The organism is Panacagrimonas perspica (genome assembly GCF_004364935.1).
Lineage (GTDB): Bacteria > Pseudomonadota > Gammaproteobacteria > Nevskiales > Nevskiaceae > Panacagrimonas > Panacagrimonas perspica.
This window is the reverse complement of the sequence record NZ_SOBT01000008.1, coordinates 709,025-724,479: the sequence shown is the minus strand read 5'-3', so window position 1 is coordinate 724,479 and position 15,455 is coordinate 709,025. Positions and strand designations below refer to the sequence as shown.

Annotated in this window: 8 protein-coding genes; 1 reads left to right on the top strand and 7 read right to left on the bottom strand. The window is 67.4% G+C overall.

What is annotated here, in order from left to right:
* The first annotated feature begins 79 nt into the window (after nt 1-79).
* Complete coding sequence (locus DFR24_RS03130; protein WP_133879882.1) at nt 80-1,987, top strand: B12-binding domain-containing radical SAM protein; 1,908 nt, start codon at nt 80-82, stop codon at nt 1,985-1,987.
* On the opposite strand, the gene DFR24_RS03125 is transcribed toward DFR24_RS03130, so the two are convergent.
* The 7 genes from DFR24_RS03125 to DFR24_RS03095 all read right to left on the bottom strand — a co-directional run bounded on the left by DFR24_RS03125 (nt 1,959) and on the right by DFR24_RS03095 (nt 15,443).
* Nucleotides 1,959-2,786, bottom strand: a complete 828-nt coding sequence (locus DFR24_RS03125) for a putative RNA methyltransferase (protein ID WP_133879881.1) — start codon at nt 2,784-2,786, stop codon at nt 1,959-1,961. The genes DFR24_RS03130 and DFR24_RS03125 overlap by 29 nt on opposite strands.
* A gap of 44 nt (nt 2,787-2,830) precedes the next feature.
* On the bottom strand, nt 2,831-3,853 hold the full coding sequence (locus DFR24_RS03120; protein ID WP_162851005.1) for an alpha/beta hydrolase: 1,023 nt from the start codon (nt 3,851-3,853) through the stop codon (nt 2,831-2,833).
* Between the two features lie 187 nt (nt 3,854-4,040).
* Nucleotides 4,041-4,418: a hypothetical protein gene (locus tag DFR24_RS03115; RefSeq protein WP_133879879.1), complete on the bottom strand. Its 378-nt coding sequence runs from the start codon at nt 4,416-4,418 to the stop codon at nt 4,041-4,043.
* 490 nt (nt 4,419-4,908) lie between these two features.
* Nucleotides 4,909-6,429, bottom strand: a complete 1,521-nt coding sequence (locus DFR24_RS03110) for an aldehyde dehydrogenase family protein (protein ID WP_133879878.1) — start codon at nt 6,427-6,429, stop codon at nt 4,909-4,911.
* A gap of 221 nt (nt 6,430-6,650) precedes the next feature.
* Nucleotides 6,651-8,795 (bottom strand): penicillin-binding protein 1C, encoded by a 2,145-nt coding sequence (gene pbpC, locus DFR24_RS03105; RefSeq protein WP_133879877.1) that lies wholly within the window; start codon nt 8,793-8,795, stop codon nt 6,651-6,653.
* Complete coding sequence (locus tag DFR24_RS03100) at nt 8,795-14,593, bottom strand: alpha-2-macroglobulin family protein (RefSeq protein WP_211346576.1); 5,799 nt, start codon at nt 14,591-14,593, stop codon at nt 8,795-8,797. The genes pbpC and DFR24_RS03100 overlap by 1 nt, the downstream gene beginning before the upstream one ends.
* 214 nt (nt 14,594-14,807) lie before the next feature.
* Nucleotides 14,808-15,443, bottom strand: a complete 636-nt coding sequence (locus DFR24_RS03095) for a DsbA family protein (RefSeq protein WP_133879876.1) — start codon at nt 15,441-15,443, stop codon at nt 14,808-14,810.
* Nucleotides 15,444-15,455 lie beyond the last annotated feature (12 nt).

The following is a 15,455-nucleotide window of genomic DNA, read 5'->3' as shown; positions in this document are numbered from 1 at the left end:
GCTCCCATCCGCAAGCAGGACCCCGGACTTCGTCCGGGCTACAGCTACTTTGGTGCGCAGGAATGGCAGGATGCGCGCCATGCCCTTCGCGTCTCCGCGTGTCCTGTCCGTCATCCCGCCGATGACGCAGCTCAACACGCCCTACCCGTCCACCGCCTACCTGACCGGCTTCCTGCGCTCGCGGGGTGTCGATGCGCACCAGGAAGACCTGGCGCTCGCGCTGGTGCTGCGACTGTTCTCGCCGGACGGCCTGGAACAGATCCGGACGGCAGCGCTCGCGCAGGCCGAGCGCAAGCGCAGCCCCGGCGTCCAGCATTTCCTGGACGCCTTCGAGCGCTATCGCGCGACCTTGCCGGTCACGCTGGCCTTCCTGCAGACGCGCGATCCGACCATCGCCCATCGCATCTGCAGCCGCCGCTTCCTGCCCGAAGGTCCGCGCTTCGCCTCGCTCGACATCTATGTCGACGAAGACGGCGGCGATCCGCTGGCCTGGGCCTTCGGCGCGCTGGGTGCGCAAGACCGGGCGCGGCACCTGGCCACGCTCTATCTCAACAACCTGGCCGACGTGCTGCGCGACACCGTCGATCCGCGCTTCGAGTTCGTGCGTTACGCGGAATCGCTGGCGCAAAGTCAGCCCCACTTCGAACCGATGGCGCAGGCGCTCGCCGCGCCTCCCACGCTGGTCGACCAGACGCTGCACACGCTGACGCTCGAGGCGGTCTCTCGCCATGCGCCGGACCTCGTGCTGATCTCGGTACCCTTCCCCGGCGCGGTCTACGCGGCATTCCGGATCGCGCAGAGTCTCAAGGCGCATGACCCGCGGATCGTCACCGTGCTCGGCGGCGGCTACGTCAACACCGAGCTGCGCGAGCTGGCCGAACCACGCGTGTTCGATTACTTCGACTACGTGACGCTCGACGCCGGCGAGCGCCCGCTGCTGTCGCTGCTCGAGCATCTGCGCGAACAGCGTCCGCGCGAGCGCCTGTCCCGCACGTTTCTTCGGGACGAGACAGGTGCCGTGCGCTACATCGACTGCGGCGAGCTGGACGTGCCGTTCAACGATGTCGGGACGCCGACCTGGGACGGACTGCCGCTGGACCGGTACCTGTCGCTGCTCGACATGCTCAACCCGATGCACCGCCTGTGGTCGGACGGGCGCTGGAACAAGCTCACGGTGGCGCACGGCTGCTACTGGAAGAAGTGCAGCTTCTGCGACGTCAGCCTCGACTACATCTCGCGCTATGACCTCGCCAGCGCCACGACGCTGGTCGATCGCATCCAGGCCGTGGTCGCCGAAACCGGGCAGACCGGCTTCCACTTCGTCGACGAGGCCGCGCCACCGAAAGGACTGAAGTCGCTGGCCGCCGAACTGGTCCGCCGGCAGGTCTCGATCTCCTGGTGGGGCAACATCCGCTTCGAGAAATCATTCACACCGGCGCTGTGCCAGGAACTCGCCGACAGCGGCTGCATCGCGATCTCGGGCGGGCTCGAAGTCGCCTCGGACCGGCTGCTCAAGCTGATGAAGAAGGGCGTGTCGGTGGACCAGGTGGCGCGCGTGACGCGTGCGTTCTCCGACGCCGGCATCCTGGTGCACGCGTACCTGATGTACGGCTTTCCGACGCAGACGGTGCAGGACACGGTCGATGCGCTCGAATACGTCCGCCAGCTGTTCGAAGCGGGCTGCATCCAGTCCGGGTATTTCCATCGCTTTTCCTGCACCGTCCATTCGCCGGTCGGACGCGAGCCGCAGGAGTACGGCATCTCGCTGGTACCGCCGCCCGACGGACGATTCGCGAAGAACGACATCGACTTCGTCGACCCGAGTGGCGTGGATCACGCGTCGCTGGGCGTTGCGCTGAACAAGGCGCTCTACAACTACATGCACGGGCTCGGGCTCGATCAGGACGTGCGTGGCTGGTTCGAGCAACGCGTGCCGCGGACCAAGGTGCCGCGTCAGTTCATCGAGCGGGCGCTGGCGTCTTCGTGAATTCCAGCATCGAGAACGCGGCCTCGGTCTGCAGCCCCGCTTCGCGCGCTTCGAGCTCGACGCGCCGCTCCGGCCGCGCCTTCCACGCGTAGGGCGTCATCTCCAGCAGCAGGTTCACGTCGCGCGGCGACAGCGCGAGCGGGTAACGGACCGCCTGCTGATCCACGAATTCGAACAGCGGCTCGAAGCCTTTGCGGAATTTTTCCGGCTCGTGCGGCTCGACGACATCGAACAGCGCCGCCCGCAGGTCATGCAGGTGCGCCGCGTCCGGCGTCACCATCAGCACCCGTCCGCCCGGGCGCAGCACGCGCGCCATCTCGGCCTCGTGCAGCGGCGTGAACAGCGTGCAGATCACGTCGACGGATTCGCTCGCCACCGGCAGGCGCGCACCGCTGCCGACCACCCAGGTGATCCCGGAATGGCGTTTGGCCGCGAGCCGGATCGCAGGCTTGGCGATATCCAGGCCGACGGTGGTCGATGCCTGCGCCGCCATCGCCGCGGTGTAGTAACCCTCGCCGCAGCCGATATCGAGCAGGCCCGTCGGCCGCAAGGCCGAGAGCCGCTCGACGAGGGCGGCGCGCAGCGGCGCGTAATGACCCGCATCGAGGAACGCGCGGCGCGCCTGCAGCGACTCCGGCCGGTCGCCGGGGTCCTTGCTGTGCTTGTGGTGCGCCGGCAGCAGATTGACGTAGCCCTCGCGGGCGACGTCGAACGTGTGACCTGCCGTGCAGCGCCAGACGCCGTTCTGGATATCGAACGGGCCTGCGCAGAGCGGGCAGACGAGGAAGGCCGCAGTCATCGCGGGATGATGCATGAAGGCGCGACGACCCTGCCCGCGTATCGCTAGCGCTTGGCGAGATCCTTCGCTGTCACCATCACGGTGCGGTCGAGGTCCAGATCCGGCGGCGCCGTCACTACCGGCGCAGGCCGCAGATGGCGTCCGAGGAATTCGACCATGTCGGCGCGCACCACCGCGGTCTCCGCGAAGACCTGCTCGAACAGCGGAAAGGCGTGCGGCAGCACCGGCCAGACGTCGCAGCGCACGTCGACTCCCGCGGCTTCGGCCTGCTGTGCGGCCATGATCGAATCATCGGCCAGGACTTCTTCCGCGCCGACGATGAAATGCATCGGCGGAAACCCGCGGTAATCCGCATACAGCGGCGAGAGTTCGGGGTCCGAGGCGTCCCAGTCGCCGGCGTAGAGATCGTCGACGCGTTGCAGCGCGGTGATGGGCAGGATGGCGTCGCGACGGCGCTGCTGATAGCGCGATGGCGGCCCGTGGATGCGTCCGAGCTCGGTCGCCGGCGACACCGGCAGCACGCAGGCCGGCATCGGAATGCCCTTGCGCCGCGCGCGTTGCAGCACGCCCAGCAGCAGGTTGCCGCCGGCGGAGTCGCCGCCGATGGCGATGCGCGCCGGATCGAAGCCGAGATCGATGACGCCGCTGTACGCGCGCTCGCAATCATCGAGCGCCGCCGGGAAGCGGTTGAACGGCGCGAGCCGGTAATCCGGCATGAACCCGACCGCGCCGAGTTCCTTGCACAGCAGCGCCAGCAGTCGCAGGTGCACGGCCGGCACCGCAGGCAGGATGAACGCGCCGCCGTGCAGCCACAGGATCAGCGGCTTGCTGCGGTCGTCGAAGTTGCCGACGGTCATGCCCGGCACGCGATTGACGATGCGATAGCCCTGCGCGAGCCCGGCCGTATCGCGGCAGGACATCCCGGCAAGACGCAACTGCTGACGCGCGATCTTCTCGAAGCTGCCGTGGATCATGTGCCGCAGCATCGGCTTCAGGAACCAGCGAAAGAGGGTGGTCCAGATGCGCGAGCGCCGGCTGATGTGGATCTGCTTGTGATGGATGCTCAAGTGCTGCGGACCCAGGGTTCGGATGTTCAGGGCGCAGTGTGGGGCAGCGCGGGCCGGCGCGCCTATCCGGTTCGATCGAGGCACTCGTCGCCTCGGGAATATCCGGCATCCGTCGCGCTGCGCAGTCCTCGCATTCGCATACGACAAGATCGCCCGGCGCATGCCGGGCGATCGGTTCAGCGCGAGATCAGCGGATGATCAGAACGACCTGGCCCACCGCCGGCAACGCCACATCGGAAACGACGACGTTGACCACACCGCCGAGTCCATCGAGTGCGGGCAGTGCGGGCAAGCCGTTTTGCGTGAGTGCGCCAGCCAGGGGCAGCGCCGCACCGGAAAGAAGGCCAGGAACAAGGCCGTTGAGGCCATGCAGAGCATCGAGCGCGTGCAACGAGGCCAGGTCGGCGACCAGGTTGCCCACCAACGGCAAGGCGACCGGCAAGACGACATCGCGAATCACGCCGTCGAGATGGAGCGCCTGCAGGTTCAGGGCGGGCGGCGCGGCATGCGCGGGCGCAGAAAGGGCAAGGAGGGCAGCAGCAGCAAACAGCGTGTGACGTCGCATGAAAAAATCTCCAGGGCGCGTGAGTGAGATGACACGATCTCCGTCGCGAGCATGTCGACGAAGCAGATCGCTCGTTCGCAAAAACGGAGCGTCTCGCGCAAAGGTTGCACGTTCCGGACCGTCGTCGCGTCAGGCTGTCGCTACGCGAAATGCCCTCAAAAGAAGCTCGAAAGTTGCATTTCGGAGCGCCGCCCATTCGTTGCGCTCGGTGCGCGTGCATCCATCGTCCGAAGGCGCCCAGTGCGTGTGCATCGCGGCGCCCGATGACTCATCCAAGTGCACGTCGTCGCACGACGCGGCGATCGCTTGCACCAGAAATTGAATTCCACACGGCGCCGGATCTGCAAAAAATATTTTGGCCCGCCTCCATCGCTCCGTTGCCTGCGACACCCCGGGGTCTTCCCGCACCGTTCGACACTCGGACGACGGAAACGAAAAAGGCCGCCCCTCTCGGGGCGGCCTTCGGTACGACTCGAAAGAATCGTGCTGCTTACAGCTTGCCGCCGAGCGACACGCAGACCGACTTGGTCTCGAGGTAGTTCTTCAGCACCTCGTGGCCCATCTCGCGACCCCAGCCCGACTGCTTGTAGCCGCCGAACGGCATCGAGGCGTCGAAGATGTTGTAGCAGTTGACCCAGACCGTGCCCGCCTTCAAGCGGTTGGCGATCTTGTGCGCGAGGCTGATGTTCGTGCTGAACACGCCACCGGCCAAACCGTACAGGCTGTCGTTCGCGCGACGGATCAGCTCTTCATCGACGTTCTTGAACGGCATGGCCGTCAGAACGGGTCCGAAGATCTCTTCCTGCACGACCTTCATCTGGTCGTTGGTGTTGACGAGCACGGTCGGCTCGATGAAGTAGCCATTGCCGGAAACCGGCTTGCCGCCGCACAGGGCCTTGGCGCCCTGCTCGTTGCCGGAGGTCAGGAAGCCCGAGACGCGCTCGTACTGGGTCTGCGAGACCATCGGACCCATTTCGGTGGTCGGGTCGAGGCCCGGCCCGAGCTTGATCTTCTTGCCGATGTCGGCGATGCCCTGCACGACCTTGTCGAAGATCTTTTCCTGGACGAACAGGCGCGAACCCGCGCAGCAGGCCTGGCCATGGTTGAAGAAGATGCCCATCGCGGCGCCAGGGATCGCAACATCGAGATCCGCGTCGTCGAGAATGATGTTGGGCGACTTGCCACCCAGTTCCAGCGTGACCTTCTTCAGATCGTTGGACGCGGCCTTGACGATCAGCTTGCCGACTTCCGTCGAACCCGTGAACGCGACCTTGTCGACGTTCGGGTGGCCGGCCAGCGGCGCGCCGCAGGTCTCACCGAAGCCCGTCAGCATGTTGACCACGCCGTCCGGCACGCCGGCTTCCTGCATGATCTCGGCCAGACGCAGACCCGACATCGGGGTCTCTTCGGCCAGCTTCATGACGACCACGCAACCCGACGCCAGCACCGGCGCCAGCTTCCACGCGGCCATCAGCAGCGGGAAGTTCCAGGGAATGATCTGCGCGACGACGCCGACCGGCTCCTTGCGCGTGAACGCCTGATACTCGACACCCGGGGTGTAGGGAACCGACAGCGAGAGCGAGTTGCCCTCGATCTTGGTCGCCCAGCCGGCCATGTAATGGAAGATGTCGGCAGCGAGCACGACGTCGGCAGCGCGCGCGATGGAGATCGGCTTGCCGTTGTCGATCGACTCGAGCTGCGCGAGTTCCTCGGTGTACTTGAGGATCAGATCGCCCACCTTCCAGATGATCCGACCACGCTCGGACGGCGTCATCTTGGTCCAGGGACCGGTGTCGAACGCCTTGCGCGCAGCCTTCACCGCGTCATCGACGTCGGCCTTCTCGCAAGCGGCTGCGTGACCGATCACCTGTCCCGTCGCCGGATTGAACACTTCAAAGGTCTTGCCGTTCTTCGCCGACACCCACTTGCCGTCGATCAGAACCTTGCGCGGCGAGCCGATGAATGCCTTCACCGACGGCAGCAGTGCCGTCAAACCACGATCTCCGTCCATTGCTTCTCCTCATGTGCCGACGTGGTCGGCGTCTATAAAAACCGCGGTCCGCCGCATGTACTTCCGGCGGTACCAGAACCGCCAGAAAAACACTGTTTGCAGGTGAGCGCAAGCTACTCGCAGGAGTGGGCGAGAGGGGGTGCGTGGGGGGGCAGGAGCCGGTGATCTGCCGATCGCACCGCACAAAAATCACAAGTGAGGACGGACCCCCTGTTTGTGTGTCAGGCCGGTGGCCGGACGGTGAAACTCACGGCATCGAGCGAGCGGCCGTCGGCATCGATCAGCTCGAGCAGGTGATCGCCCGGCATCGGCGTCCAGAAGCGCGCCTGGGCGGCCGAACCGAGGTCGCGCTGGTTCAGGCGCAGGTGCAGGCGGGCCGAGGCCGGATCGGCGCGCAGCACGATGTGCTGGCGATCCAGCGGGATATCCGGATCCAGCGCGATCAGGCTGCCGTTGGCCGGCGATGCCAGCCGGGCGCGCGGGGCGCGACGCACGGCCGGCGTGATCTGCGTCATCTGCGTGCCCGCCAGGAACCACTCGTCGCGGTCGCCCTCGGTCCTGGCGGTGAACTGCACGCGCTGGTGCGTCAGGCCCTCGGGCGGCGTGCGCGGCGCAGCGGCGGTGCCGGACTGCAGCCCGTCGAGGATCTCGCGCCACGCGGGCGCCGCACCGGTGATGCCCGAGACCGTGCGCATCGGGTCGCCCTCGAAATTGCCGACCCAGACCGCCACCGTGTAGCGCGAGGTGTAGCCGATGCACCAGTTGTCACGCAGATCCTTGCTGGTGCCAGTCTTGACGGCCGACCAGTACGACGTCGACAGCGGACCGTCGAAATCGAAGGTCACGGCACGCGCGGCACGATCCGCCAGGATGTCCGACACGATCCACGCGGCGCCTTCCGAGATCACCGGCCTTGCGTCCGCCACCGGCTCGTCCGGCGACAGTCGCAGCGGCGTGTAGCGGCCGCCGTTGGCGAGCGTGCGGTAGGCGTTGACCTGTTCGAGCAGGCTGACCTCGCTCGATCCGAGCGCCAGCGAATAGCCGTAATACTCGCCGGACTCGGTGAGTCCGCCGACATAGCCGAGCTGGTTGAGGCGTTCGCGGAACGGCTCGATGCCGGTGATGATCAGAGTGCGCACGGCCGGAATGTTGAGCGACCCTGCGAGCGCGGTGCGCACGCTGACCAGGCCCTTGTAGTCGTGCTCGTAGTTCTGCGGCAGATACAGGCCCGGGCCGGCTTCGAGCGCCACCGGTGCATCATCGAGCAGCGACGCGGCGGTGAGCCAGCCGCGCTCGATCGCCATCGCGTACAGGAAGGGTTTGAGCGTGGAGCCGGCCTGGCGCTGCGCGCGCGCACCGTCGACCTGCGCGGCGCGGCTCGCCGGGCCGGCGGAGCCGACATAGGCAAGTACGTCGCCCGAGCGGTTGTCGACGACCACGGCGGCGCCGTCGCGCACCTGCAGCGCATCCAGGCGCCGCAACTGTGATTGGAGCGCGTGATGCGCGAGCGCCTGCACATCGCGATCCAGCGTCGTGCGGACGCGCTCGCCCGGCGTGCGCAGCAAGCGCCTCGCCAAGTGTGGCGCCAGACCGGTTTCGAGCGTCGTCGCACGCGGGTTGTCGAGCGCCGCGAAAGCGATCGATCGCAGCGCGTCGCAGTCCCTGCCCTGCAGGCCGCCAGCGGCGCAGGCGCGTCGCGCGACCTGCTGCGAGGACGCGCGCGGCGCTGGCAGCAGTGCGGCAAGGATTCGCGATTCGTCGGCCGTCAGTCCCGACGGCGACTTGTCGAACAAGGCCTGTGCCGCTGCCGCGATGCCCTCGCTCTCTCCACGAAAGCCGACCAGGTTCAGATAGGCTTCGAGCGTCTCGTCCTTGCTCCACGAAGACGCGAGCGCACGGGCGGCGCGCATCTGCCTCAGCTTTTCGACGACGCCACGTCGGCCGCCTTTGGCGCGCAAGGCAGGATCCAGCAACGCGACGAGCTGCATCTCCAGCGTGCTGGCGCCGCGTCGCGACACATCGGCAAGACGATCGCGCGCAGCGCCGAGCAGCGCCACGACATCGACGCCTCCGTGCGAACGAAAACGCTGGTCCTCCGATCCGATCACGGCGATCGGCAGCGCGGGCGACATCTGCGCCAGCGGCGTCCAGTCCAGCCGCCGCGAGCTGAAGTCCACGCGCAGACGCTGCAGTTCGCGACCCTGCCGGTCCAGCAGCATCGACTCGGACGCCTGGTAGCGATCGTGGACGTCGGCGAACGAGGGCATCGCCGGCGGGCGCGTCGCATGCCCCACCCACGCGCAGCCGATCATCCCGGCGAGCACGCTCGCCGCGGTGACCGGCCCGAGGGCGCGACGCCGGCGCATCAGGGCGCGGCTTCCACCTGCATCGGCGCGTTCGGCAATTCGCCCAGCATCTCGGGCGAGTACATCGCCTCTACGCGCGTCGCCGGCATCATGAAGCGGCCACCGTTGTTGTAGCGCACCGTGTATTCGAGGCTGAACCCGCCCTTGGGCACGAAGGCGTAGTAGGCGCGGTAGAAGTCGAAACGCCGCTCCTCGAACGCCGGCCAGGCCTCGCCTTCCCGCTCCTCGCCCTCGGCGAGCAGCTGCGAATCACGTCCGAGGCCGCCGCCGAGAATCGTCGAGCCGCCCGGCACCGGATCTTCGACGACGACCCAGGTCATGTCGGACTGCGCGTCGATCTCCAGCTTGATGCGCGCGGTGTCGCCGCGCGTCCATTTGCCCGGCGCGACCTGCTCGATCGGCGTCACCGTGCGCTTGATGCGATAGCCCGACGAGAACGGCTCCTTGAGCGGCAGCGCGGCGCGGCTCTGCACGATGCTCCACGGCTTGCCCGAACCGGCATGGGCCAGCTTGAGCACACCGGCGCCTTCCGGCCACGGCAGGTCCAGCGTCGCCGCCGCCGGGTCCTTCCAGTCCTTGGTCTGCTGTACCGGGCCGAGCGACGCGGTGGTCACACCACCCACCGGATCGCGCTCGAACGCGGCCGCGAACTTGCGCGTCGCGAGCACGCCCCAGGCGTTGGCGGTCGTGAGATTCCAGTGACCCTTCTGCTGGCGCCCGATCGAGCCGCGCATCATGCGCGGCAGGTCTTCGCGCCAGTCGGCGTCGTCGAGCAGCGCGAGGATCACGCGGTTGGCGTTGACGTCGGCCGAGATCATCAGCCACCACAGCGCATCGTCCTGCTCCGCCGAGAAGCCCATCGTCGTGCCCTGGAAATTCAGGCGCGCGCGCAGAATGGTCTTGGCCTCGCCGAGCAGACGATCGCGCTCGGGGATGTCGTGGACGCGCTGCAGGATGCCGATCCAGTCGATGACCGCCGAGGTATGCCAGAGGTTGGGATCGACGGTCAGCGACGTCACCCACGCGGCCTTGCCCAGTCCGTAACGCGACAGCGCCTCGATGGCCGCGAGCTTGCGCTCGGTCTGGTCTGCGATCCGGATCTGCGAGCCGCGCTGCACGCGGCCTTCGACGAAGCCGGTCAGGCCCTGGACCATCAGGTTGCGGTCGGATTCCGGAATCGGCAGGCCGGCTTCGTGCGCGATCGCCAGCAGGTAGGCCGTCAGCGTGTCGCTGCCTTCGAGCATCTGCGACGGGAAATAACGGACCAGCCCCTCGCCGTCCAGGTACGAAGACAGGCGCGCCATCTGCAGATCCCACATCGCGCGGTCCTCGAGCACGACCGCCTTCGACGCGACCTGCTCGTAGCAGGTGTACGCGTACAGGCGCATCCAGTCGCGCACCGGGTCCAGCGACGCCGTCAGCGAAGACTGCAGGTTCACACGGATGCCGCCGCGCCCGGCGATGGCGTCGGCCGGCCGTTCGACCGGCATTTCCGTCGCGCCTTCGAGCTGCGAGAGCGTGGCCTGGTAGACGCGCACCGGGAACGCGGGCACGACGTCCTGCACGATCTTCAGCGCATCCAGCGGCTCGCCACCCTTGCCTTCGGCGCGCACCGTCCAGGTTACCTGCGCGACGTCGAACGGCGCAGTCAGCTCGAAGCGTGCGGGCAAGGCCTCGCCCGCCGGAACCTTGAGCACCTGCGTGGCGTGCACCAGCGGCTCCTTCACGCCCGGCGCGATGGCCTCGGCCTCCACTTCGATCTCCTTGGCGTCGGCCGTCGTGTTGCGCACCGTGAAGATCGCCTCGAAGCGATCGTTCTCGCGCACCAGCGGCGGCACGCCGGAGATGAGCTGGATGTCCTGCGTCGTGCGGATGCTCGCGTTGCCGGTGCCGAAGCGATCCGGCCCTGCGCTGGCCACCGCCGTCAGCCGGAACGAACTCAGCGCATCGTTCAACGGGACTTCGATCGTGGCCTGCCCCTTCGCGTCGAGCGGCACGCGTGCTTTCCACAGCAGCAGGCTGTCGAGCAGTTCGCGCACCGCGCCGCGACCGCCACCGCCGCCCGGCGGCAAGGACTTTCGGCCGAAGTGTCGCTTGCCGACGACCTGCATCTGCGCGGTCGACGTGATCACCGAAACCCCGCGCCGCTGCATCATCTGCTCGAGCACGTTCACTGAGGTGTTCACGTGCAGATCGAGCAGCGCCTCGTCGACGGCCGTGAACGCGATCTCCGCGTCGGCCGGCATCGCGCCACCACCTGCCGGCGTGACCTGCACCTGCACCATGGCCTTGCCGCGCGTCTTGTACGACTCCTGCGCGGGCTTCACTTCGACCTTCAGCCGATGCGCGCTCCAGCCCACGTCGAGCCGCGTCATGCCCAGCCGGTATGCGGGCTTCGACAGATCGACCATCGCAGTTGGACTACCGCCGTCGAGCTTGAACCAGCGATCCAGGTGCAGCCAGCGCAGGAAGTCGTAGAAGCGCGAGCGGAAATTGCTGACGCGCCCGCGCATCGCGAGCACCGAAATGTAGACATTCGGAGAATCGGCGCCGTCGATCGGCACCTCGATGACCGGCGCCTTGCCCGAGATCTGCGTGACGAACGAGCGCAGCACGCCTTCGCGCTCCACCGTCACCAGCGCGGTCGCCTCGCGGAACGGCATGCGCACCTGCACGCGCGCGACGGCGCCCGGCTCTACTTCACGCAATTCCGGGATCAGGTCCATACGATCGTTGTTGGCCTGCGCGAACCACCAGTCATCCTTGCCGGCGACGTAGCGCGAGGCCACGGCACGCGAGGTGCGGCCGTCGGCATCTTCGGTCGTGGCTTCCAGCAGGACTTCCCCGCTCGCGCCGGGCTCCACCGTGCAGCTCACGATGCCCTGCGCGTTGGTCTTCTCGCGGCAGGTCGCCGACAGCTTCTTCGTCTCCTGGCTGTGCGAGTAGGCGTAGAAGCCACCGACCAGACGCTTGCGATACGAATGCGTGACGTTGGACCAGAGCTGCACGTTGACGCGCTGCGAGGCCACCGGCTTGCCCTTGAGATCCAGCACGACGGCCTGGAACTTGAGCGACTCGCTCTTGCCGGCCCAGTCGTCGCCCGACAGGCCGACGATCAGCTTCGCGGGCCATAGCGGCACCGTCGAGCGCACGCTGGTGAGCTCGCCGTTGGCATCCGGGTACTCGAGTTCCGAGAAGACTTCCTGCGCCTCGGCGGAGGCCGGCAGGTCCGGCACCGTCGTGCGCGCCGAGCCGTTGGCGTCCAGCGTCAGCGGCAGCGTCTGCGCCGGCATCGGTCGCGCCGCTTCCTGTTCCTGCTCGTCGTCCGGGAAGTAACCGCCGTCGCCGCCCTCGACGATGCCGGCCTTGATCGGCGCACCGCCGAAGCTGAAGCCGTCGTACTGCGGGAACGTCACCACGCGCGGGCGCACCTGCGTGCGCAGCTTCACCGGCAGCTTCGCGGCGGCACCGCCGGAGAAATAGCCGACATAGAGATCCAGCGGCAGCGAGGTCACCGCCACCGCGGGTTCGGCCGGCGGCGTGATCACGGCGCGCATCTGCGGGATGCGGTACTGCTCGACGCGGAAGCTGCCGGACGGCTGCGACAGATCCGTGCCGGTGACGCGCACCTGGTACTCGCCCAGGCGCGCTTCCTTGGGAATGGCCCACTGCGATTCGGCGATGCCGTTGGCGTCGAAGCTCAACGGCAACGTCACCGTGGAGCCGCTGCCCTGGTGTTCGATGACCAGTTCCTTGGGCGACTCTGCCGGAATCGACAGTCCCTTCGCCGTCTGCTGGCGCCAGAAGTGCTTCATCGACACGGTCTCGCCGGCGCGGAACAGCGAGCGGTCGAACACGCTGTGCGCGATCAGCGGCGAATCCCACAAGCCGGTTTCGAGCTGGAAGTCGCTGGGCGTGATGCCCTGGTTCCAGTCGCTCATCGTGAACGACAGGTCGTCGTCCTTGCGGGCGCTGACCATCACCGGATGCGAGTCGTCGTTCGAGCAGCTCGACCAGCTCTTCGGCTTCGGCAGTCCGCTCTCGATGCGGACGGTGCCGTCGGCGCCGGTGCGGCCTTCCCAGATCGCCTTGGCATCGCAACCATCGACAATGTGGATCACCGCATCGGCCACCGGCTTGGCGCCGTCGAGCGTCGACACGAACACCAGCGAGCCTTCCTTGCCCCACTTGAAGTGCACCGCGAGATTGGTCACCAGCGCGGTGGTCGCCACGTAACGCGGACGATCCTCGCCGAGCAGCGCGGCGCCCAGGCGCGGACTCGCGATCTCGACGACGTGGAAGCCCGGCTCCTTGAGCGGAATGCCGATCACCTCGAAGGCCTTGCCGCCTTCGCGCGCGGGCAACTCGAACTCGGTGCCCTGATCCTCGTCCGAGAACACCGAGTCGATGCCCGGCTGGATGAAGGTGCTGTCGTCCCAGCGCGAGTTCATCGCCGTGCGCACGCGCTTCATCCAGTCGAGGATCTCGGCCTCGGTCTCGATGCGCTTCGACTGGCCGCCGATCCTGCGATTCGTCGGGTGGTCTTCCAGATCGCGGATCGTGATCGGCAGCACGCCGCCTTCGGATCGCTCGAGGATGCCGAACTCGCCGTTGAACTTGGCCAGCGGCGGCGCCTCGTCGGTGGCCACCGTCAGCGGATAGCTGCTGCGGTTCTCAATGGCGCGTCCGGCGTCGTCGCGAAAATCATCGGGCAGGCGCAGCTCGAACGATTGCGCGGTCGGGAACGGCGCGTCGAAGGTCACGCTCTCGACGAACTTGTCTTCGCCGGTGCCCAGGTTCGGCTTGCGCGTCTCCTTTCCGACCAGGCGGATCGCGGCGGCCTGTTCGCGCGACACCGGCGCCGAGAAGTAGACCGACATCGGCAGCACCGGAACGCAGGGTGCGCTCGCGTTGACGCGATCGCAGCTGAAGCGTGCGGTGAACGCGTCGCGCACGCGGAAACCCAGCACCTGGTCTTCGACGGTCTGCAGGCCGCTCTGCGTCGCCACGCCCTTGCCCCAGACCAGCTTCAAGGCCACCGCGTTCGGCAGCGGGCGCGAGCAGCGCGCCACGACGAGATTCTTCTCCGCCTTCTTCAGCGCGTCGTGCGTCACCTGGACGCCGCCGGTGTCGCCGTCCTTCCACAGCACGGCGTAGTAGGCGTAGCCCAGCACACGACGCTGCGCGAGGATCTCTTCGCGTTCCTTGCCGGTGAGCACGACCAGCGGGATGCGCTCTTCGACGCCCTCGATCGCGCAGTACGCGTTCGCGGCCACCGAGGCATCGGTGGCCGCGGCATCCAGTCCCAGTGCGAAGACCTGGTTCTCGTCGACGGTGGCGCCTTCGTACGGCATCGACGCGCGGATCGCCGGACCGCCGGTGGCGAAGGAGAACGCGGATGTTCCGGTGATCGCGCTGCCGGCCAAGTCTTTCAGGCCCTCGACGAGCTTGAACGTGCAGGTCTCGCCGGCGACGAGATCGGACTCGAAGTCGTAGACCCAGTTGCGCGCATCCGCCCAGCGTCCCTTGCCCTTGGCCGCGCATTCGACGGTGAACGGATCGGGCAGGCGCGGATCGCCGAACTTCACGACCGCATCGGAGAAGCGCGCCGTCACCTGGCGCACATCGCGCACCGCGCCCTGCGGCGAGAAGCTGGTCACCGTGGCGGCTTGCGCCACGAATGGGACGAGCGTCAGCAGCAGCAGCGCAAGTGCGCCGCTCATCGACAGCGACCGCAAGACGCCAGCCCGGCCCGCAATCGAACGGGCACCCCACTTCGTGACAGTCGTCGTCTGCATGCTTCCCTCGTTCTGATCCGGCCCCATGTCCCAGCCTGCCACGGACATCAAGGGCCGGTCCCCAAGAATTTCCGTGAATTTTTTATGCAGGCCTGCGCCATGGAACGGTGACGAGCAGGAACGCGGTCGTCAACCGTCAAACCCGTAGCCCGGACGAAGTCCGGGGGGCGCTCTGATTTCGAGGGGGATCCCGGACTTCGTCCGGGCTACGGGGTTACGCGGCTTCGAGCCAGCGCAGGATGTGCGGCTGCAGGACTTCGATGGGCTGGTAGCCCACCGTCAGGCGCTGGATGCGCAGTCCGCTGCGCAGCAGCACCGACGGAAAACCTTCGATGCCGCAACGGCGCGCAAAGCCGACGTCTTCGTTGAACGCCTCGACGGCCGCGGGCTGATCCAGCTTGTCGAGAAACACCGCACGCGGCACGCCGAAGCTTTGCGCGTAATCCGCCAGCACCTCGGGATCCTTCAGGTCGCGGCGGCCGACGTAGAACGCCTGCTGCAGGCTCTTGAGGTAGTCCAGCCCGCAGGCCGGGCGCTCGCGGATCATCACCGACAGCGCGCGGCAGCTCGGCTCGGTGTTGTAGACGTAGGTCGTATCGAGCGGCTGTTCGAAATCGAAGGGCTGCCCGGTCTGCTGCGCGATCTTGCGCCACTCGGCCATGATGTAGCCGACCTCGTGCTCCGACAGCGGCTCGCGCACGTCGGGCCTCAAACCACCGGGCAGCACGCGGATCGTGGCGCGGCCCTGCAGCATCCGGGCGAGCTGCTCGATCACCGGAGAGAAGCCCCAGCACCACGAGCACATGGGGTCTGCGACGTAGATCAGTTCCTTCTCGACTTGCGTGTCCACGCGCCTATCCTC

Coding starts and splice junctions, on each gene's coding strand:
- DFR24_RS03130 (WP_133879882.1), top strand. CDS start 80: ATGCCCTTCGCGTCTCCGCGTGTCCTGTCCGTCATCCCGCCGATGACG.
- DFR24_RS03125 (WP_133879881.1), bottom strand. CDS start 2,786: ATGACTGCGGCCTTCCTCGTCTGCCCGCTCTGCGCAGGCCCGTTCGAT.
- DFR24_RS03115 (WP_133879879.1), bottom strand. CDS start 4,418: ATGCGACGTCACACGCTGTTTGCTGCTGCTGCCCTCCTTGCCCTTTCT.
- DFR24_RS03110 (WP_133879878.1), bottom strand. CDS start 6,429: ATGGACGGAGATCGTGGTTTGACGGCACTGCTGCCGTCGGTGAAGGCA.
- pbpC (WP_133879877.1), bottom strand. CDS start 8,795: ATGCGCCGGCGTCGCGCCCTCGGGCCGGTCACCGCGGCGAGCGTGCTC.
- DFR24_RS03100 (WP_211346576.1), bottom strand. CDS start 14,593: ATGCAGACGACGACTGTCACGAAGTGGGGTGCCCGTTCGATTGCGGGC.